Raw genomic sequence first — 19,463 nt, forward strand, 5'->3', positions numbered from 1 at the left:
CGCGCGAAACTACTTCGCCGTCGTCGCCATTGCCGCCACTCTGCTCTGGATAAGGTAACTGTCCACACGGCCTAGAGGAGTTGCGCCTGCTGCGCGAGGTGATCGACCCGCGCGGCGTGCTGATGCGGGTCTAAGCGTCCGCTTCAGCCGAGCCAGTCCGCCACCACCTCGCTGGTGTGCTCTCCGATCGACGGCGCCCGCCGGCGGATGCTGTTCGCGGTCTCCGAGAGCTTCACGGTGACCCCGTGCATCGGCACATTGCCGTCGGGATAAGCGATATCGACGATCTGCTCGCGATGCTTGAGCTGCGGGTTTGTGACCACTTCGGCAATGGTGGCGACCTTCCCGCAGGGCACCTCGGCACGCGCCAGCGTCTCGACCACGTCGTCGGAGTGGTGCTGAGCGATCCAGCCGGCGATGATGGTTTCGATCGCGTCAGCGTTGGCCATACGTCCGGCGTGCGTGGCAAACCGATCATCCGAGAGCAGGTGCTCGAGACCGGCGGCCTTGCACAAGCGGGGAAAGAGCGCGTCATTGCCGGCATTGAAGTGAATCCAGCGCTCGTCCTTGCAACGATAGTTGTTGGCCGGCGCCGAATAGCGGTCGCGCGCGCCCTTGCGCGTGGCCTCCGTTCCGAACAGCGCGTATTCGGGAATGGCGGTCAGGAGCAGGGTCACCGCGCTGTCCAATAGTGCTGCGTCAACCACCTGCCCCCGTCCAGTCCGTTCGCGCGCCTGCAAGGCTCCGAGCGCACCGACGGTCGCGTAGAGGCCGGTCACCTGATCGACGACGAAGGCGCCCGAAGGGACCGGCTTGCCGCCGGCCTCGCCCGTGATCTCCATCAGGCCGCTCATGGCCTGCGCGATGACGTCGAAGCAGGGGCGCTGCGCGTGCGGTCCGGTCTGCCCGAAGCCCGAGATGCGCACCATGATCAGACGCGGATTGATGGCGGAAAGCTCCTCGTAGCTGCATCCCATCTTCTCCAAGGTGCCCGGCCGGAAATTCTCGATCAGGATGTCCGCCTTGGCGGCGAGGTCGCGCAGGAGCTGCTGGCCCTCGGCGCTACGATAGTCGAGCGCAAGGCTGCGCTTGTTGCGATTGAACATCATGACGTAGAGGCTCTCGCCTGCGATCTTTGGCGCGATCGCCCGGGCATCCTCACCCTTTCCGGCCCGCTCGACCTTGACGACGTCGGCGCCCATGTCGCCCAGCAGCATTCCGCAAACGGGTCCCGCAATGAAGCGCGACAAATCGAGGACCTTGATCCCCTCAAGCGAACCGGCCATTTCCTCTCCTTGACTGGAATTATACGGCTTCTTTCTTGCGCTTTTTGCCCGCCGCATGGGGGGCGCGCGCGGTGGACCCGCGGACAACGAGTCCCGTCGGGAAAATCTGCTCGCGTGCCGGCGACGGACGCTGGTTGCGGATCCGCTTCATCAGCATCTCGGCCGCAGCCGCGCCCATGATGCGCTTCTGCAGGTGGATGGTGGTCAGGTCGATGCGACGGAAGGAAGCGAGCCGGATGTCGTCGAGACCGACAACCGAAAGGTCGGCAGGCACCTTGATGCCGAGCTCCATGGCCGCCTCGATCACGCCCATGGCGTTCAGATCGTTGCTGGCCATGATCGCGGTGGGCCGATTGGGCAGAGACAACAAGCGCAGGCCGGCGTCATAGCCGGTCGGCAGGTTGTAGTCGCCGTTGAAGATGAGTTCGGCGTCCCGGTCGAGCTTCAGGCGGCGGATCGCGGCCTTGTAGGCCTCGAGCCGTTCGGCGGCGGTCGAGGAGTCCATCGGACCGCGCACGAAGCCGATGCGGGTATGGCCGAGACTGGCGAGATGATCTACGGCCTGGGTGATTCCGCCGACATTGTCGGAACCGACATAGTCATCCTCGTGGCGCGGACTGCGTCGTTGCACCAGCACAAAAGGCGTCCCCGAGTCGAGCAACTCGCGAACGCGCGGCGTATCCGTGTATTGGGAGATCAGCACCATGCCGTCGACCTGGCTGTCGAGCAGCGCACGCATATGCCAGATCTGCTTCTCCTCATCGCCATCCGTGTTGCAGAGAAGCAGGCTGCACTTTTCGCGGATCGCCACGTCCTCCACGCCACGGACGAAATCCGGAAAGGCCGGGTTGGCGACGTCGGCAATCAAGACGCCGATGGTGAAGCTGCGCTGCATCCGCAACGCCCGCGCCACGGCGGACGCACGGTAGCCGAGACGCTCGGCGGTCTCCTTCACCAGCCGCCGGGTCTCCTCGCTCACATGCTGCTTGCCAACCAGCGCGTTGGAGACGGTCGAGAGGGCGATACCGCACTCGTTGGCGACATCCTTGATCGTTACGCGCTTCTTGTCTTTCATGTCTCAGGCTCTCCGACACCCATGCACCGTTCGGCACCAATAGCGGCCGGCCGGGCTTCGTCCAGATTCAGACCCTGAGAGAACGCGCATCGCAAGCAGATTAAGTCCGCAGTTGACCACAGCGTCATAGCACGTGTAGCTTGCAAAACCAAGAAACGTTTTCGGAAATCGTTTCGTGGCTTTTTCAAGTCGACACGTTCAGGTCCAGATGGAGGATGCGAATGACACCCGGCACCAGCGGCGCGGCCCTTCTTGAAGCGCGTGGCGTCAGGAAATCCTACGGCCCGGTGCATGCCCTGCGGGGAGTCGACTTCCGCGTCCGCAAAGGCGAGACCGTCGCGCTCGTCGGCGACAATGGCGCGGGCAAGAGCACTTTCGTCAAGATCCTGTCCGGCGCCATTCAGCCGACCGGAGGAGAGATCCTGTTCGACGGCCGCCCCATCGCGATCTCCTCCACCGAGGTGGCAAGGAATCTGGGAATCGAAACCGTGTACCAGGACCTCGGCCTCTGCGACAATTTGAGCGTCGCCGACAACATATTCCTGGGCCGGGAAAGAACCTGGGGGATCGCCCCGCTGCGTTTCCTGGACAAGCGCAGCATGCGCGCGGCCGCCGACGATGCGCTGAAGGGCCTTTCTGTCAACGTGCCGCGAGCTGACGCCAACGTTTCCGGCCTCAGCGGGGGCCAGCGCCAGGCCGTTGCGCTTGCCCGCACCAAACTGTGGAAATCCTCGCTCGTGCTGCTCGACGAGCCGACTGCCGCTCTCGGCGTGCAGGAGACCAAGCGCGCCATGGACGCCGTGCGGAAGCTGCAGGAACAGGGCATCTCGATCGTGCTGATCAGCCACAACATGCCGCTGGTGATGGAGATGAGCCATCGCGTGGTGGTTCTACGGCACGGGACCAAGGTCGGCGATGTACCGACCGCCTCGGTCAACGGCGACGATATCGTGTCGCTGATCACCGGCGCCCGCCAGACATGGATCGAGGCGGCCTGAGCGCTTCACGGACAAGGCCCAACAATGGCGCAAACGCCGTCGAAACTCGTCTCGCTGGCCGAGGCCGCGCAATCCGTCGCCAGCGGCGCATCGCTGACCGCAGGCGGCTTCGCACATTCCCACCAGCCGCTCGCCTTCACGCGCGAGCTCGTCCGGCAAGGGCGCTCGCAGCTCACGCTGATGAGCGTCGCAGAATGCTGGGTCGCCGAGTTCCTGGCCGCCGCGGGCATGCTCGAAAAGGTCTATTTCTCGAACTTCATGTTCGAGGGTTATGGCCGCTGCCAACGCTTCTCCAAGGCGGTGGAGGCCGGCACCATCGCGGTCGAAGACCACAGCCATTTCGGCATGGTGTCGCGCTTGATGGCGGCGGGGCTCGGCTTGCCGTTCATGCCCATGAAGGCGATGGCGGGGACGGATATCCTCGCAGTCTCCGGTTTCGAGCCGGCGGCGCACAAGGCGAAGCGCCTGGATTCGCCCTTCGGCAACGGCGTTGTCACCGCGGTCTCTCCGCTCAAACCCGACGTGGCCGTCATTCACGCCGCCCGCGCGGACCGGCTCGGCAATGTGCAGCTATTCGGGACAACGTCAGTGATCGAGGAGCAGGCGCGCACTGCGGCACAGGTGATCGTCACCGTCGAGGAGATCGTGGAGACCGACGTCATCCGCCGTCAACCGGAACTCACGTTGCTGCCGGCGCTGATGGTCGACATGGTGGTCCATGTGCCCTACGGCGCCCATCCGACGGGAGTCTACGGCTACTACGACCATGACGCCCCTCACCTTGCCGACTACTACGCAGCGTCGCGCTCGGAGACTGACACAGCCGCCTGGCTCGACCGCTGGGTGCATGGCCTGCCCGACCATTTCGCCTATCTGGACACCCTGACGATATCCCGACTGCTCCGCCTGCGCGTCGACCCCGCGGTGGGTTACCTGCATGAGGTCCGCCATGACTGACGTCAGCCGCGACGAATACATGGCCGTCGCCGCCTCGCGCGAGATTCGCGACGGCGACACCGCCTTCATCGGGACCGGCCTGCCCATGGTAGCCGCCTATCTCGCCAAGGCGACGCACGCGCCGCGCGTCAACCTCGTGTTCGAGTCCGGCATCATCGATCCCCAGCCTGTCGATCTCGCTACCGGCGTGGGCGACTACCGGCTTGTGCACGGCTCCACCAAGGTCGCCGGTACGTTCTATGCCCTCAGCCTGCTGCAGCAGGCGAAGGTCGACATCGGCTTCCTTGGCACGGCCGAGATCGATCCCTACGGCAACCTCAACTCCACGGTGATCGGGCCCTACGACCGGCCGCGGGTCCGGCTGCCGGGCAGCGGCGGCGCCAACGACATTGCCAGCATGGCGAAGCGTTTCGTGGTGATCGCGCGCCTCGATCGCAAGCGCTTCGTCGAGAAGGTGCAGTACCTGACGACACCGGGTTTCCTCACCGGTCCTGGCGCACGCGAAGCGGCGGGCTTGCCGGGGGCCGGCCCGGTCAGGGTGATCAGCGATCGCGCGATCCTTGGTTTCGATCCGGCCTCGAGGCGCATGCGCGTGGAGCGCCTATATCCCGGCGCTACGCTTGCCGAGGTGCAGGAGCACATCGCCTTTCCCATCGATGCGGCACCGACGCTCGAAATCGAGCCGGAGCCCGATCTTCATCTGCTGCGTCTGCTGCGCGACGTCATCGACCCCGACGGGGTCTATGTCGGCCGCGACGAGCGCTGAGCACACCCGAGGATTCCCGCCAATGTCCGCCGGACACAAAGTCGTTTCGCTCGCCGATGCAATCGGCCTCATTCGTGACGCCGACTGTGTCGCCCTTGGCGGTCACGCAGGGCGCAAACCACCAATGGCGCTGGCGTGCGAGATCATCCGGCAGGGCCGCAAGGACCTTCGTCTCGTGTCCTGGGACAAAGGCCTGGCGCTCGAACTCCTCATTGCCGCGGGTTGCGGCGCGCGTATCGCGGCCGATGACATGGAGACGCGGGATCGCATCCGCGCCATCGCGCTCGGGTTGCCCTCCACATCGGGCACGTGGGACTCCCATTTCCGCATATTGCGGCCGGATTTCGTGCTCCTGCATGCGCAGTGGGCCGATACGGACGGCAACGTTCGCTTCGCGCTGGATCAATGGGAGCCCGAACTCCCGGACTTGCTGCTCGCGAAGGCAGGCGCAAAAGCGATCGTGTCCGTCGAGCAGGTCGTCAGCGCTCAAGCGATCGCCCGGCGCCCGACCGATCCGTTCCTGTCCGGTGAGGCCGTCGCCTGCATCGTCGAGGCGCCTTACGGCGCCTATCCCGCCGCCTGCGACACCCGCTACGAAGCGGACCACGCAGCGCTTGGGGAAATCGCCGAAGCGACGCGGTCGCACCAGGCCCTACGGGCCTGGCTGGACAAGCATGTCTTCAAGCCGGGCGATCACTGGGCGACCCTCGATGCCGTCGGTTCGCGACGGCTGCTCGGCATCACGACCGACCGGGTGTTGAGGGTCTGATCCGCGAAGCCGCCGCACCCGGCTGCAGGCCTCAGATCGGATCCTTCCAGACGTTCTCGCTCCCGTCGATGCGGACGTCGATCAGGTAGAAGCGGCCGGAGGCCTTGCCTCGTGCAATCGCGTCGGCCAGATCGCCGGGATTGGCAACCTTCTCACCGTCGCCGCCCATGCACTTGGCGATGCCTGCATAGTCCACGTCGCCGAAATCGACGCCGATGTAGCGCTGGCCGTGGAAGTGCAGCTCTTCCTGCTTGATGTTGCCGTACGCCATGTCGTTCATCACGATCAGCGTGAACGGCGCCTTCTCGCGCACGGCAGTCTCCATGTCGCCCATGCTCATGCCGAGCGAGCCGTCGCCCACGACGGCGATGACGTCCTTGCGCGGTCCCGCAAGCTTGGCGGCGATCGCAGCCGGCAGACCGAAGGCCATGTTTCCGTAGCCGACCGGCTTCATGTAGGCGCCGGGCGTCTTGATCGGCAGCATATGCGTCCAGACGCCGGGGTTGCCTGCATCGGCAACGATCACCGTGTTCGCGTCGATCGCCGCGCCAAGCGTCTGCATGACCCATTGCGGCTTGATCGGCCGCGACGTCGCGTAGGCCGGAGCGAAGACGTCCTTGCGCCAATCCTCCCGCAGCCGCCTGGCCTGAGCGAGCCAGTCCGCCCGCGCGGCGGCATTGGCCGATACCTTGCCCTGCAGCGCCGCCGCGAGCCGCCGCAAGGCATCGGCGGCGTCGCCGATCACGCCCACCGCGACCGGGTAGTTGCGACCGACGATCGCCGGATCGAGGTCCACCTGCGCGATGTTCCGGGTGAGCGGCAGCGTCCAGCGCGAGGTCGACGCTGCATTCATGCTGTTGCCGACGACAAGGATGCAATCTGAGTCCTGCAACAGATGCTTGGAAACCTTGGTGCCGAAGCGGCTGCGCGGGCCAAAGCACAGATCGTGGTCGCCGGGCACGGCGGAGATGCCATTGAAGCTCGTCACGATCGGCGCACCGAGCAGTTCGGCCAGCTTCAGCGCGGCCTCGCCGGCCCGCGCGATGATCGCGCCGCGACCAAGCCACAGCACCGGTTTCCTGGCGGCGGCCAGCGCCTGGGCAGCCGCCGCGATGGAGGCTTCAGGAGCGACCGGGCGCTCGTTGAAGCGGTAATTTTGCGGCTCGATCGGCTCGAACGCGATCTCGCCGCCCTCAACCGCATCCCGGGCGAAATCGAGGAGAACGGGGCCGGGATTGCCGGTCGTCGCCACACGGAAGGCCTCGCGCACAGCCTGCGGAATGCCCTCGCTGTCCGGTACGAAGCGGCTCAGCTTGGTGAACTGCCGAAACAGCGTGATGTGATCGGCATCCTGGTTATCGTCCTGGCCGATATGCCGACGCCGGTTGTTGCAGGTAATCACCACAACCGGGCTTGAATCGCGGTGTGCACCGCCCACGGCAGTAATCAGGTTGGTGGCCCCGGGGCCGGTGGTCGCGAGGCAGACGCCGGGCTTGCCGGTCAGGCGACCGTAGGCGTCGGCCATGTGTGCGGCAGCACGCTCGTCGCGCGTCGTGATGAAACGGATGCCGGGCTCGTCGTAGAGCGCGTCCATGATCGAGAGCGTTTGGCCGCCAGGCACGCCGAAGATGAATTCCACGCCCTCGAGCTTGAGGCATTGGATGACCGCGCGTGCGGCTCCGATCTTCGCTCGCGCGGGCTGTGAAGTCGTCATCTGCTGCACTCCTGACTGTCTTTGAGGTCTGCGGCCGCCTTGGCCATGGCAGCGACGCGTAGCAGAAAAAAACGTTTTCGGAAATCGTTTTTTGTGTCTTTATGCCAGTACGCTAAACCGACGTACGGGATCCATGAATTTTGCCTGCCTCTCCCGCCGCCATCACCTTCACAGGATCGGTTCATAATGCGGGGTGACCTGATCCTCGCCATCGACGCCGGCACCAGCAGCACGCGGGCCACACTCTTCGACGCGACCGGCGTGCGGCTTGCCCATGCCAGCCGCCCCTTCAGCGTTGCGCTTCAGGCGTCGTTCGCCGAGGCCGATCCAACGTCGCTATGGGCAGCGGTCGTCGAAACGGTCCGCGACCTCCGGGTTGATGGGGCGCGCATCGCCGCGATCGGCGTCACTGCCGCGATTGGCATGGTGCTCACGGACGCGCATGGGCTGCCGCTTGCGCACATCTGCACATGGCAGGACCGGCGCGCGACGCGTGAAGCTGCCCTCATCGAGAACCGGCTTGGCGCCGCAACGGTCTATGGCATCTCCGGTCGCCGGATCGCCCCCGAGCTGACCGGGCCGCTGCTGCTGTGGTTCCGCGATCACCGGGCCAACGTCTTCGCCAAGGCGCGCCTGATGCTGACCATGAAGGACTGGCTGCTCATGCGCCTTTGCGGCGAAGCCGTCTGCGACCCTGCGGGCGCTTCCTATTCGCTGTTGTTCGATGTCGGGCGGGGGGCCTGGAGCCAGGACTTGATCGCAGCGCTGGAGCTGCCGCGCGACCTTTTTCCCGAGATACGCGACGGCACTGCGGTCGCCGGCCGGCTGACCTGGGACGCGGCGAGTGCTCTCGGGCTGCTGGATGGAACATCGGTGGTGGTCGGCGGCCCTGACGGCACCGTGGGCGGAATGGGAGGCGGCATGGTCGAGCCCGGCATCGCCGTCAACGTCATGGGCACCACGGACGTCATCTTCGCTTGCGCCGACCAGCCGTGCTTCGATCCGGATCGCCGCCTCGTCCTCAATCGCTTTCCCGTTGGAGAAGCCTGGTGCGTCGGCGGTCCCATGGCGGCCACCGGCGGCGCGGTCGCATGGCTTGCCGGCGTGCTCGGCGCCGACTTGCCGACGCTGACGGCCGAAGCCGCCGCGATCGCAGCCGGCAGCGACGGCCTGATCTTTTCACCCATGCTGGCGGGTTCGCGGACCCCGCGATGGGACGTCACCGAACGCGGCGGCCTGACGCGACTGAGTTTCGAGCACGGACGTGGACACCTGTTCCGCGCCGCGCTCGAAGGCGTAGCGGTTGAGGTCGCAGAGGTCTTCGATGCGCTGGCGGCCGCGGGCATGCCGGTGCGCGAGATCCGCGCCGTCGGCGGTGGGGCCGAGTCTTCGCTGTGGCTCGAAATTCGTGCCGCCCTGCTCGGCAAGCCGCTCATCGTACCGGAGGTCGCCGAGGCTTCCGCGCTCGGTGCCGCCATGCTGGCAGCCGTCGGCGTCGGACTCCATGCGGACCTCCGGGCGGCCAGCGCCGCGATGGTTCGAATCCGCGAGAAGATCGAACCGGCGCCCGATGCGATCGCCGCCTACGCTCATCTCAAGAAGCAGTATCTCGCCTACCGCCAACACCTCGACAGACTTCCGGTTCAGGAAGCAGGAGATCTTTGACATGTTCAGTGCGCTACAGGGATTGAAGGTCCTCGATGTGTCGCGCTTCATCGCCGGCCCGTTCTGCGCGATGCAGCTTGCGGATCACGGTGCAGACGTCGTCAAGGTGGAGCGCCTCGACTCGGGCGACGACACCCGCGAGAACGAGCCGAAGCTCGGCGGCGAGAGCGTCTATTTCATGACGTACAACCGCAACAAGCGCAGCTTCGCGCTCGATTTCCGCAAGCCTGAGGCCCAGCAGGTGCTGCGCGAGCTCGCCGGCAAGGCCGACATCCTGATCGAAAACTTCCGTCCGGGAACGATGGAGCAGATGGGCTGCGGCTGGGAGGCGCTGCACGCGCTCAACCCGCGGCTCATCATGGTGCGCATCTCGGGTTTCGGGCAGACCGGGCCTCTCTCGCAACGACCCTGCTTCGACGTGATCGCGCAGGCGACGAGCGGATTGATGGAGCTCACCGGCGACCCGAACGGGCCGCCAACCATGGCCGGCACCTTCGTGGTGGATTACACGACCGCGCTCTACGCGACCATCGGAGCGCTCACCGCTCTTGCCGCCCGCGAGCAGACCGGCAAGGGCCAGCTCGTCGAGGCCACGTTGCTCGAGAGCGCAGCCAGCCTGCTGATGACGGCGATCCCGGAGCAGGCTGTCCTCGGCCGCAGCATGAGCCGCCAGGGCAACCGCGACCGCTACACATCACCAGTCAACACCTTCAAGGGATCGGACGGCGCCTGGGTGCATATCGCCTCCGGCACCGATCCGCTGTTCCAGCGCCTGGTCACCGCGATGGGACGCGAGGACCTGCTGCAGGATCCGCGCTTCGCCACCGTCAAGGCGCGCGTGGCGAACGCATCGGCGATCGAGGCCGAAGTCCAGGCCTGGGTCAGCAGACACACCGCCGACGCCGTGGTCGAGGCCATGGACCGCGCCGGTGTGCCCTGTGCGAAGGTCTCCACAATGGCAGACGTGGTCGAGAACCCCCAGCTCAAGGCCCGCAACCAGATCCTGACGGTCGATCATCCACGCGCCGGCGCATATCCGACACACGGGATCACGGTCACGTTGCGCGAGACACCGGGCGCCGTGCGCCGACCTTCCCCTCTCGTCGGCGAGCACACAAGCGAGGTGGCTGCCGAGTGGCTCGGCTGGCCCCGAGAACGCTGCGATGAGTTGTTCGGAAAGCGCGTGATCGGATGAGGGGCTTACGGCGCCCGCGCTGGACCTCGGATGCCGACGAAACATTCGGCCCCGTGGCGCCATGCTGCGCTGGCCGACCTGCCCGGAACAGCGGTCTTAGCGGTTGACCTTTGCGAGAGGGCCTGATCAAGTAGTGTGCAGAAACGTTTTTCGGAAATCGTTTTCGGAGTAGCAGCCCTACGGCGGAAACGTTCTGGGCCGATGCCCCCGCCAAGGGCCGGCCCTTATCGGGAGGGACTACATGTTCGCTATACGCTGGCTCAAGGCACCCATGCTCGCGCTGGCCGCGGCCGCCGCGGCGATGCCTGCACAGGCACAGGACAAGATCACCATCGGCGCGATCATCTACGCGCGTGACTCGCAATACTGGCAGCAGATCGAGCGCGGCATGCGCGACGCGGCCGCGAAATACGGCGCGACGATCACGTTCGGCCTCAACCAGCGCAAGCTGCCGACCGAGGGCCAGGTGATCGAGGACTTCGTCACCCGTGGAGTCGACGTGCTGATCATGCCGCCGCTCGACAAGCAGGGTTCGGTCGCGTCCGCCCGCCGGGCCAAGGACCGCAACATCATGGTCGTCGAGTACGATACCAGACTCGAGGATGCTTCGATCGCCAGCCACTCGATCGGCGTCGACAGCCACGAACTGGCCGCCGCGGTCGGCAAGGAGCTGCGCAAGTACCTGGAGAGCAAGGGCGGCCAGCCCTCGATCGGCATCATCACGCTGCCGCCGATCAACGCCAACATGCAGCCCCGCCGTCAGGGCTTCCTGTCCGCTCTCGAAGGCTTGAAGTACGAGACCGTCGCCGAGGTCAGCGGCGCCACGCCCGAGGAGGGCGCGAACGGCCTGGAGAACATCCTCCGCCGCAAGCCTGACACCACGGCCATCTGGGCCTCCAACGCCGGCACGCTCGCCGGAGCGGCAGCCGCAGCGCGCCGGGCCAACACGCAGACCAAGCTGTACGGTATCGACATGAGCCAGGATCTTGCCCAGATGCTGCTCGACCCGTCCAGCGCGGTGGAAGCGATCGCCGACCAACAGCCTTACCGCATCGGCTATCTGACGGTTGAAACCGCGGTGAAGGCCAAGCGCGGCGAAAATCAGCCCCGCTACGTCAACGTGCCGGTGAAGCTCTACACCAAGAGCGATCAGCAGCCGGTGAAAGAATATCTGGACCTCGTGCGCTCGTTGTCCAACTAAGGCGCGAAGTTCCTTGGAGCCCCTCGAATCTTCCTGCGAGAACTCATGTCCATGAACAGCACGCTCGCCCAACCTCGCGAAGGCATCAATCCTGCGCGATTAAAGGCGGCCCTGGCCTCCTGGCGCGCCGAGATCGGCGTCGGCATCGCGCTGGCGGTACTCATCATCTACTTCTCGGCGACGGCTTCGAATTTCCTGACCGTGGCCAATTTCGCGACGCTTCTCACCCAGACTTCGGTCGTCGCGATGATCGCGGTCGGGATGACGATGGTGATCATCGCAGGTGAGATCGACCTGTCGGTGGGAGCAACCGTCGGCCTTGCCGGAACCGTGATGTCGCTCCTGGTCGTGAAACTCGGCTGGTCGCTCGTGACCGCAAGCGCACTCGCAGTCGGCATTGCAGTCCTCATCGGCGCCTTCATCGGGGCGCTGCGCGTGTTCTGGGCGATCCCGTCCTTCATCACGACGCTGGGGCTGCTGTCGGCGCTGCGCGGCGTCGCGTTCTACGTCAGCGACGGCCTCACCATCGGGCCGATGCCGAAGGCGCTCGACAGTCTATGGTATGGCTCCGTTCTCGGGCTGCCCACTCCGGTCGTTCTCATGGCCGGCACGATCGGACTTGGTTGGCTGCTGCTATCGCAACTGCGCTTCGGGCGCCACCTCTATGCCGTCGGCGGCAACCCGATCACAGCCTCGCGCTACGGCGTGCCCGTGCGAGGCATCCGCATTGCCGTGTTCATCATTGTCCAGGTGCTCGCGGCGATCGGCGGCATCATGCTCGTCTCGCGGCTGAACTCGGGCAGCGCCACCGTCGGCGAGCACGTCGAACTCGACGTGATCGCCGCGGTCATCGTCGGCGGAACAAGCCTGAATGGCGGTTATGGTCGCCTTATCGGCACTGTGCTCGGCGTCATGTTCGTCGCCGTGCTGCGCAACGGCATGGTTCTCGCCGGCATCGACCCCATCGTGTTCCTGATCGCCCAGGGCCTCGTCATCATCCTCGCCGTCTGGTGGAGCATGCTCCGCCGGCAGCGCACACGTGCGGACGGATTCGCATGAGCAAAGCTCCACTTGCCTCGAAGTTGATTACCTTGGCGGAAGCCGCCGGACGCGTTCCCGACGGTTGCCGGCTCGCCCTCGGCGGCTTCGCCGTCTATCAGAAACCGATGGCCTTCGTGCGCGAGTTGATCCGCCAGGGCCGGCGTGACCTGACGATCATCGGATCCGCTCACTCCTTCGATGTCGACATGCTGGCAGGCGCCGGCTGCCTGAAGAAGGTCGAAACGTCTTATGTGGGGCTGGAGAAGCATGGCCTGGCACGCAACTATCGCCGCGCGGTGGAAGGCGGACGCCTCAAAGTCGTGGACTATCCCGAGATGGCCTGCTGGGACCGCTTCCGCGCCAACCAGGATGGCTTCGACTTCTGGCCGGCCAAGTTTCTGGGCGGCAATGATGTCGTCACCTACAACGACGAGATCAAGGAATTCCCCTGCCCCATCACCGGCCGCAGGCTGCACGCTTTCCCGGCGGCAAATCCCGATGTGGTGGTGATCCACGCCATCGCGGCTGACGAGCAGGGCAACATCGTAACGCCGGCGCGGCGGCTGCTGCCGCAGAGCGGCGACGTGCTCATGGCCCGCTCGTGCGAGCATGTCATCGTGACGGCGGAAAAGATCGTACCGAAATCCTTCATCAAGCGGCATGCCCGTTTCGTGGAGCTGCCCTCCTATCGGATCAGCGCCGTGGTGGAGGTCCCATGGGGCGCGCATCCGACGCCTACGCTGGGGCGATATCTCGCCGACGATACCCATCTCGATGCCTATGTGGCGGCCTCTGCAAGCGAGGGCACCTTCGCCGGATACCTTGATGATTGGGTCCGCCGGCCGGCAGACCATTTCGCTTATCTGGACAAGCTCGGCGCCGCCCAACTTTCCCGTCTCACCGATCTCGGAAGCCTTGCATGACCGCGCCCGCCACCCTCAACGAAACGCTCGCCGTCGCGCTGGCGCGCAGCTTTGCCGATCGCGAGGTCGGCTTCACGGGTCTCCTCACGGGCGCCGCGGCGGCCCTGTTCGGGACCGGCATCCCGCTTGCGGCCATGGAGCTCGCCAAGCGCATGCATGCGCCGAACCTGACCATCCTGCTCGCCGGCTGCTACCACAACCCGGACTTCAGCGAGATCGACCGGCTGCCCGACTCGGAGCACAGCGCGATGCTGCGCGACCTGCCGTGCGAGTCCCAGATGGTCGACTATCCGGGCCAGTTCGTGCTCAAACGCGGCGATGTAAGCTTCGGATTCAGCAGTGCAGTGCAGGTGGACCGCGTCGGCAACATCAACAGTGTTTGCGTCGGCCCGCACGACCGGCCCAAGGTTCGCCTCGTCGGCCCCATCCTGCAGCCCGAGCACATGACGCTGTTCCGCCGCGAATATGTGATGATGCCACACCATGACCGGCGCAACTTCGTCGAGAAGGTCGATTACGTCTCCGGCGTCGGCTACCCGGGAGGGCTCGACGGGCGCAGGAAGCTCGGCCTTGACTGGGGCGGCCCCTGCATGGTCGTCACCCCCAAATGTCTTTTCGACTTCGACCGCGAGGCCGGGCACATGAAGGTCCGCTCGATCCACTGCGGTGTCAGCCGGCAGGAGCTGCAGGACGCCACCGGATTCGACCTCGGCGACCTTTCATCGATTCCCGAAACCGAGGCGCCGACAGCAGAAGAGTTGCACATCCTCCGCCGCGACGTGGATCCGCGCGGTGTCCTGATGCCGGCCCAATGACAGGATTGACTTCGGCTCAGACACCCCCGTAGATCACGAGTGACGGTTCCCCTCGACGGGGATCAAAAGGGAACGTGGTGCGGGACTTCTCCCCTAAGCCACGGCTGCCCCCGCAACTGTAAGCGGCGAATCTTTCGTCATACGCCACTGGGAGCCTCGGTCCTGGGAAGGCGACGAAAGGTTAGGACCCGCAAGCCAGGAGACCTGCCGTCAGCCGTGGTCACACGCGAAAATGTCGGTCGGGGAGTACAGACATTGCTTTCGCCCAGCGTGCCATAGGCACGTTCGAGCGAGACCTCGTTCGCTGTGACGTGCCACTGACGTCATACCGAGGCCTGCTCGTGCTCTCTATCGTTACTATCCCAAGGCAGCGTCATGCTGCGCTCGCGTTCGGATGCCTTCTCCCAATTGTGCTGCTCCACTCTTGTTCTGCAAAGGCCCAGCAGCCTGATTCGTCCCATGTCTTGCCTCCGGTCAGCGTTACCCAGCCGCAAAAGCCTCCGGCAAAGCGTCTCAATCATCAGCGTTCAACTTCCGCAGCGCGACCTGCGCGATCTCAGTCGAGCCGGAGCGCAGCGGCACGCAGTGCCGCGCCCTCGATCGCAACATCCGACACGCCATCGCCGACGCTGAGCCTGAACAAGCAGAACGCGAGTGGCAGCCGCCTCAACCTCACTCCACTGCAAACGCCCGCCAGCGTCGAAACGATCACCTCGCAGACCATCGCAGAACGCGGCCAGCATAGTATCACGGACGCGGTCACCCAGAACGCAGTGGGCTTTACCGCAAGCCCGGCCCCCGGTAATGGCGGCCTCTCGTTCAGCACACGCGGCTTCACCGGAAGCAATTCGGTGATGACGCTTTATGACGGCACTCGCCTCTATGTTGGTGCCGGAACCGTGACCTTTCCATTCGATACGTGGTCGGCGGATCGCATCGAGATCATGCGCGGGCCAGCCTCCGTTCTGTACGGCGAAGGCGCGATTGGCGGGATCATCAATGTGATCCCCAAAAAACCCGTCACGACGCCCTACAACGATGCCGAGATGTCGCTCGATACCAATACGACGCGACGCATTGCAGTGGATAGCGGCGGCCCGATCAATCCGAACGTATCCTATCGCGTCAATGCCGTCGGCAACATGTCGAACGGTTGGGTTGACCGCGACGAGACATCGAATCTGGCGATCTCGGCCGCGGTGCGGGTCCAGGCCGCCGAAAATCTCGCTTTCACACTCTCGAACGACTACGGCAATCGAAGCCCCTCGCGCTATTTCGGCACACCGCTGATCAACGGCGCAATCGACGACGCGTTGCGGTTCAAGAACTACAACGTGCTCGACAGCGCGATCCGCTATCAGGATAACTGGAGCCAGTTCAAGACCGAGTGGGACGCGGCGGACGGAGTCAAGGTCCAGAACACACTCTACTACCTGACCAGCCGTCGGCACTGGCGTGATGTCGATCTATCTCAGTCAGCAGCGCTCCTCACTGCACCGCATACTAAAGCCCTGTCGCGCAAACAGAACCCCCGGCAATCGCTTGCCGGGGGGCTTGATTAAGTTTCGTGTGAAACGAGGATCAGAAGTTGCGCTGAACGCGGACGTTCAAGCTGAACGTATCCTGGTCCTTGAAGTCGTACCGAGCGGTCGGCATCGGCGCCGACGGGGTAAGGATAGCAGAGCCAGTGAACTTCTGGTCGAGGTGGAACCACATGAATTCGCCCGAGAACGTCAGGTTCTTGACCGGGGTCCAGCGGGTGATCGTACCGAGCTGCGAGACGTTGAAGTCGGGGTTACAGCTGAAGTCGGCACTGGTCGCTGTGAGGCGGGCAGCAGTGAAGGTGGAGCAAACGAAGAATTTTGCCGTGTTATCGTAGCTCACGCTGGAGTAGCTGCCGAACAAGCTGCTCGACCAGTAGGGATCCCAGTTGTGGTTGAACGCACCACGGACGCCCCATGCTGTCGTCAGATGGATTTTCCCATCAGCACCAAACAACGGACCCGCCAAGCCAGCCGGTGCATATACTCCGTCCGTCACCGCCCCGAAGCCGATGCTCCCGAAGGAACCGAAATTACCGCTACCGAACATCGAGAACGGGTTAGGCGATGTCGACGACGTCGAGATCACCTGCTTGGTGTTACCCTTGGCAAAGGTGGCATCGATCTTGAAGTCGTCGCCGGGACCGGTCGGGATGTTCTTGATCTGCAACGCAGCCATCACCGCGCCGCCCCACTTGGTGTCGGGGTGACCGGAGAGTTCAGACAGATTGGTCGGCGCCGCACCCGGCAGACCGACCGCACCGGCAGGAGCACCGACCGTATTCAGGACATTGTAGGAGCCGTTGACTTCATGCGCCGAAGCCGAAATCTGGAACAGACCCCAAGCCTGGTCGATGCGGATGTTACCGACGACGTCGGGCGCATGCACGCCGGCATAGGCGTTGGCGACAGCGCCCTGTGACGTGAGCGGCACGGTCAGGTTGGCCACGACGGTGCGGTCGAAGACGGTCGGATCATCGAGGCCGATGGTGCCCGACACGCCGTTGCCGAACTGCGCGGTGTACTGGATGTTGTTCACGCCGGTGACGGTGTCATGACCGCCGAGCAGGAACGACGAGTTGTTGCCCGGATAACCATGCCACGGCGTCGCGTAGGCCGATGCCGACTTACCGAAGGTGAAGCCCGCGAACTGGATGAACACGAATTCGACCGCGACATAGCCGCCGCCGGGAGTGTCAAGCAACTGAGAGCCCGCGACCGGGAGCGAACCGTTGATCGAGTTCGGGTTGGTGGTGCTGCCGCCGAGCGTCGAGAACTGGAAGTCGGCTTGAGCGAAGGTACGGACCACGCCATATTCGGTCGCGGTGCGGGTATCGACCGTCAGCGCCATACGGGAGCGGGCGGCGAAGTAGTCGGCATACCGGTTCTGCTGACCGAGGTCGCCCGACCACGCCGGCTGATTGTAGATGCTGCCGTTGAACGTGGTGTCGACACGCAGGTAACCACCGATCTTCATGCAGGTGTCGGTGCCGGGGATGTACCAGAAACCGGCGCCGTAGAGCGAACAGATCCTCACGTACTCGACCGCTTTGGCCTTGACGGGAAGATCGGCCGCCTGTGCCCCGCCCATGGCGAGCAGACCCGCCGCTGAGCCGAGGATAAGGCTCTTAACCATCTTCATGTTAAACCTCCAAGTTGCTCTGTAAGGAAGAGCTGCGGATCCGCCGGGTAAAAACCCTGAAGCTGATTCCCTAGTCCCCCCAAAACCCGTCAAGCCGCTTCGCGCTTTCGGACTCCCGCGAAAACGCGAGGGACTTAAGCGAACCACCAAGAACGGGACGACTTCGGGATGCCCCCCTCCGTCGCTGTTCCATAAGAAACGAAGGTCTCCAAACGCGCAACAAAAGAGAGAGGAGTCCGCAGGTACCTCCGCTTCTTTTCGGACGCATGTTGCACAAATATCACGGCGCTGTGAGTGGGCGTGATCGACCAACACACTGAAATAATTAGCTTATTTTGCCTCAACGCCCGACTGAAATTTAGGCACTCACCAGAAGGGAACTCGACAGCGCGTGCGCGGGGAGGTTTACGATGGCACGAGATGATCCCCACAGGAGAATCATCGAGGAGAATCATTCTTCCTTGAAGTCGCCGATCCATTGATTGCCGGTCGCGCTGGACCCATGCCTCGCAGACCCGCCAAAACCTTGCCAACCGTCTGTATGTTAACGCCTGTTCACGGATCTGTTGTCTCTGGCACGGCCCCGAAACATCATCCAACGCCCTTTCCGGCGGCGACCGTAAAGCGCCCGCAAAGGGGCTGACGAAGACGCAGGCGTTTGACCAAGATCTTGGCCGAACGCGCCGCCGAAAAGCGCGACGCCGGTGAGGTGCTAATCCGCGAGGCGGACGCTCTCGCCGCCGAGAGTTCGAACAGGCGCATGTGGGCTTATGGCGGGCCGATCGATCGACCAGGCGATCAACGCGAGGTACAGCTGGCTCGAGATCAAGTGCTCGCGCTGCAAGGTACCGCGTAGCAGCGCGCTCGGCTCCAGCCTTGGCTTCGCCCGCATCGTATGGCGCAAATTGGTGCGCCATGCAGCAAGGCCGGGACTTTGGCTAGCGTTGCAGGACCCATCGCCCGGTCTGCGCCATTGATCTACGTCGATATGTGGTTCTTGCCGTTCTTCCCTTTATTGCAGGCGGCCTTGGCACCAGCGCGGGCGAGCTGAAAACCTTTCGGATTGTAGACCCGCACTACGCTGCTATCCAACGTCTTCAAGGAGGAAAAATATGCTGAACATGCGAACGCTGTTGGCAGTCGCCATACTTCCATTCCTTGCAACCTCATCATCGGCGCAAACAGGACAACAGACGGATAGGACTGGGGCGATACGTGCTGAATGCTTCAGGCAGGCCAATGAGGCGGCAAGAGCCCAAGTGGGCATGCTTCTGCTAATCCCGCTGCCACTGCCAAAGGAAACGCTGTTGGCGCAGACGCCTACTACTCGTGCATCCGTAGAAACGGACTCCGAAGGTAAACACACCCTCGGCGAGGATCGGTCTCACCTGCATCCACTTGCGCTTGGACAGCCGAAATGTCCCCGAGCGCGAGATACTCACGCAGGTCCGGCAGATCCTCGACGAGGACTGCCCTGCTCCGCTTCAATCCGCTTCAGTTCATCAGCAACCCTCAGACGGCTAAGCGGCAACGCATAAGCACTTGCCGTGCAAGCTATTGCGACCGCCGTCGTCTGAACCAGTTGCCATCGTTTGAGTGATGCTGCACTGCATGAGTCCGCATGCGGCCCAAAAACGGACATGCAGGGAATTTCGGCCGAACTTCTGAGACGGCATTCTGTTTTCGCTACGGCCTGCTTCGCTTCGGACGCAACGACGATTTCGATGCTTGGCCCGCGACAGAACGACCCGACGGGCAAATCACTCGAAAGTCTGTCCACCCTTGCAGCGAAAAATATTCCGCTTTCGCCGTCGGGCAAATCAGTGATTTAACTCCGCGCGTCTCACCCAAGATGAGGGGCGGCTCGCGATCGTC

The 19,463-nt window shown here is 64.1% G+C and carries 15 protein-coding genes and 1 riboswitch; of the genes, 11 read left to right on the plus strand and 4 right to left on the minus strand.

Going from position 1 to position 19,463, the window contains the following annotated elements; all coding sequences use genetic code 11:
- Positions 1 to 143: 143 nt before the first annotated feature.
- Both AAFX91_RS24955 and AAFX91_RS24960 read right to left on the minus strand, forming a co-directional pair.
- On the minus strand, positions 144 to 1,286 hold the full coding sequence (locus tag AAFX91_RS24955; RefSeq protein WP_282529800.1) for a CaiB/BaiF CoA-transferase family protein: 1,143 nt from the start codon (positions 1,284 to 1,286) through the stop codon (positions 144 to 146).
- A gap of 19 nt (positions 1,287 to 1,305) precedes the next feature.
- Positions 1,306 to 2,361: a LacI family DNA-binding transcriptional regulator gene (locus AAFX91_RS24960; RefSeq protein ID WP_130579630.1), complete on the minus strand. Its 1,056-nt coding sequence runs from the start codon at positions 2,359 to 2,361 to the stop codon at positions 1,306 to 1,308.
- A 221-nt stretch (positions 2,362 to 2,582) separates the two neighbouring features.
- Between AAFX91_RS24960 and AAFX91_RS24965 the strand changes: the two genes are divergently transcribed.
- The 4 genes from AAFX91_RS24965 to AAFX91_RS24980 are packed head-to-tail and all read left to right on the plus strand — an operon-like array spanning position 2,583 to position 5,851.
- Complete coding sequence (locus tag AAFX91_RS24965) at positions 2,583 to 3,359, plus strand: ATP-binding cassette domain-containing protein (protein WP_394568336.1); 777 nt, start codon at positions 2,583 to 2,585, stop codon at positions 3,357 to 3,359.
- Positions 3,360 to 3,383: 24 nt separating this feature from the next.
- The gene (locus tag AAFX91_RS24970; protein ID WP_394568338.1) at positions 3,384 to 4,316 is read left to right on the plus strand and encodes a CoA transferase subunit A; all 933 of its coding nucleotides are present in this window, start codon (positions 3,384 to 3,386) and stop codon (positions 4,314 to 4,316) included.
- Positions 4,309 to 5,082, plus strand: coding sequence for a CoA-transferase subunit beta (locus tag AAFX91_RS24975; protein WP_165421167.1), 774 nt, complete (start codon positions 4,309 to 4,311; stop codon positions 5,080 to 5,082). The genes AAFX91_RS24970 and AAFX91_RS24975 overlap by 8 nt, the downstream gene beginning before the upstream one ends.
- Complete coding sequence (locus AAFX91_RS24980; RefSeq protein WP_165421168.1) at positions 5,060 to 5,851, plus strand: CoA-transferase; 792 nt, start codon at positions 5,060 to 5,062, stop codon at positions 5,849 to 5,851. Before AAFX91_RS24975 ends, AAFX91_RS24980 begins: the two co-directional genes overlap by 23 nt.
- 31 nt (positions 5,852 to 5,882) lie before the next feature.
- On the opposite strand, the gene AAFX91_RS24985 is transcribed toward AAFX91_RS24980, so the two are convergent.
- Positions 5,883 to 7,565 (minus strand): thiamine pyrophosphate-binding protein, encoded by a 1,683-nt coding sequence (locus AAFX91_RS24985; protein WP_130579635.1) that lies wholly within the window; start codon positions 7,563 to 7,565, stop codon positions 5,883 to 5,885.
- A gap of 186 nt (positions 7,566 to 7,751) precedes the next feature.
- On the opposite strand from AAFX91_RS24985, the gene AAFX91_RS24990 reads away from it, so the two are divergent.
- The 7 genes from AAFX91_RS24990 (at position 7,752) to AAFX91_RS25020 (ending at position 15,967) form a co-directional block, all read left to right on the plus strand.
- The gene (locus tag AAFX91_RS24990) at positions 7,752 to 9,230 is read left to right on the plus strand and encodes an FGGY-family carbohydrate kinase (RefSeq protein ID WP_165421169.1); all 1,479 of its coding nucleotides are present in this window, start codon (positions 7,752 to 7,754) and stop codon (positions 9,228 to 9,230) included.
- 1 nt (position 9,231) lies between these two features.
- Positions 9,232 to 10,425, plus strand: a complete 1,194-nt coding sequence (locus tag AAFX91_RS24995) for a CaiB/BaiF CoA-transferase family protein (RefSeq protein WP_165421170.1) — start codon at positions 9,232 to 9,234, stop codon at positions 10,423 to 10,425.
- A 271-nt stretch (positions 10,426 to 10,696) separates the two neighbouring features.
- Positions 10,697 to 11,626, plus strand: a complete 930-nt coding sequence (locus AAFX91_RS25000) for a sugar ABC transporter substrate-binding protein (protein WP_282529793.1) — start codon at positions 10,697 to 10,699, stop codon at positions 11,624 to 11,626.
- Positions 11,627 to 11,671: 45 nt separating this feature from the next.
- A complete protein-coding gene (locus AAFX91_RS25005) occupies positions 11,672 to 12,685 on the plus strand; it encodes an ABC transporter permease (RefSeq protein ID WP_130579639.1) in 1,014 nt (337 codons plus the stop codon).
- Positions 12,682 to 13,590 (plus strand): CoA transferase subunit A, encoded by a 909-nt coding sequence (locus tag AAFX91_RS25010; protein WP_130579640.1) that lies wholly within the window; start codon positions 12,682 to 12,684, stop codon positions 13,588 to 13,590. The genes AAFX91_RS25005 and AAFX91_RS25010 overlap by 4 nt, the downstream gene beginning before the upstream one ends.
- Positions 13,587 to 14,405, plus strand: coding sequence for a hypothetical protein (locus tag AAFX91_RS25015; RefSeq protein WP_130579641.1), 819 nt, complete (start codon positions 13,587 to 13,589; stop codon positions 14,403 to 14,405). Before AAFX91_RS25010 ends, AAFX91_RS25015 begins: the two co-directional genes overlap by 4 nt.
- 26 nt (positions 14,406 to 14,431) lie before the next feature.
- Positions 14,432 to 14,632, plus strand: a riboswitch (cobalamin riboswitch).
- An 84-nt stretch (positions 14,633 to 14,716) separates the two neighbouring features.
- Positions 14,717 to 15,967 carry a TonB-dependent receptor gene (locus AAFX91_RS25020; protein ID WP_394568343.1) on the plus strand — a complete coding sequence of 417 codons (1,251 nt, stop codon included), beginning with the start codon at positions 14,717 to 14,719 and terminating at the stop codon, positions 15,965 to 15,967.
- Positions 15,968 to 15,986: 19 nt separating this feature from the next.
- Here AAFX91_RS25020 and AAFX91_RS25025 read toward each other — a convergent pair whose 3' ends face one another.
- Complete coding sequence (locus AAFX91_RS25025) at positions 15,987 to 17,588, minus strand: porin (RefSeq protein ID WP_130584076.1); 1,602 nt, start codon at positions 17,586 to 17,588, stop codon at positions 15,987 to 15,989.
- Positions 17,589 to 19,463: the final 1,875 nt, after the last annotated feature.

It is taken from the genome of Bradyrhizobium sp. 31Argb, assembly GCF_043638955.1.
GTDB lineage: Bacteria > Pseudomonadota > Alphaproteobacteria > Rhizobiales > Xanthobacteraceae > Bradyrhizobium.

Excerpts from the sequence above, each read along its gene's own strand:
- AAFX91_RS24955 (WP_282529800.1), bottom strand. The coding sequence starts at position 1,286 with ATGGCCGGTTCGCTTGAGGGGATCAAGGTCCTCGATTTGTCGCGCTTC.
- AAFX91_RS24960 (WP_130579630.1), bottom strand. The coding sequence starts at position 2,361 with ATGAAAGACAAGAAGCGCGTAACGATCAAGGATGTCGCCAACGAGTGC.
- AAFX91_RS24965 (WP_394568336.1), top strand. The coding sequence starts at position 2,583 with ATGACACCCGGCACCAGCGGCGCGGCCCTTCTTGAAGCGCGTGGCGTC.
- AAFX91_RS24970 (WP_394568338.1), top strand. The coding sequence starts at position 3,384 with ATGGCGCAAACGCCGTCGAAACTCGTCTCGCTGGCCGAGGCCGCGCAA.
- AAFX91_RS24975 (WP_165421167.1), top strand. The coding sequence starts at position 4,309 with ATGACTGACGTCAGCCGCGACGAATACATGGCCGTCGCCGCCTCGCGC.
- AAFX91_RS24980 (WP_165421168.1), top strand. The coding sequence starts at position 5,060 with ATGTCGGCCGCGACGAGCGCTGAGCACACCCGAGGATTCCCGCCAATG.
- AAFX91_RS24985 (WP_130579635.1), bottom strand. The coding sequence starts at position 7,565 with ATGACGACTTCACAGCCCGCGCGAGCGAAGATCGGAGCCGCACGCGCG.
- AAFX91_RS24990 (WP_165421169.1), top strand. The coding sequence starts at position 7,752 with ATGCGGGGTGACCTGATCCTCGCCATCGACGCCGGCACCAGCAGCACG.
- AAFX91_RS24995 (WP_165421170.1), top strand. The coding sequence starts at position 9,232 with ATGTTCAGTGCGCTACAGGGATTGAAGGTCCTCGATGTGTCGCGCTTC.
- AAFX91_RS25000 (WP_282529793.1), top strand. The coding sequence starts at position 10,697 with ATGCTCGCGCTGGCCGCGGCCGCCGCGGCGATGCCTGCACAGGCACAG.
- AAFX91_RS25005 (WP_130579639.1), top strand. The coding sequence starts at position 11,672 with ATGTCCATGAACAGCACGCTCGCCCAACCTCGCGAAGGCATCAATCCT.
- AAFX91_RS25010 (WP_130579640.1), top strand. The coding sequence starts at position 12,682 with ATGAGCAAAGCTCCACTTGCCTCGAAGTTGATTACCTTGGCGGAAGCC.
- AAFX91_RS25015 (WP_130579641.1), top strand. The coding sequence starts at position 13,587 with ATGACCGCGCCCGCCACCCTCAACGAAACGCTCGCCGTCGCGCTGGCG.
- AAFX91_RS25025 (WP_130584076.1), bottom strand. The coding sequence starts at position 17,588 with ATGAAGATGGTTAAGAGCCTTATCCTCGGCTCAGCGGCGGGTCTGCTC.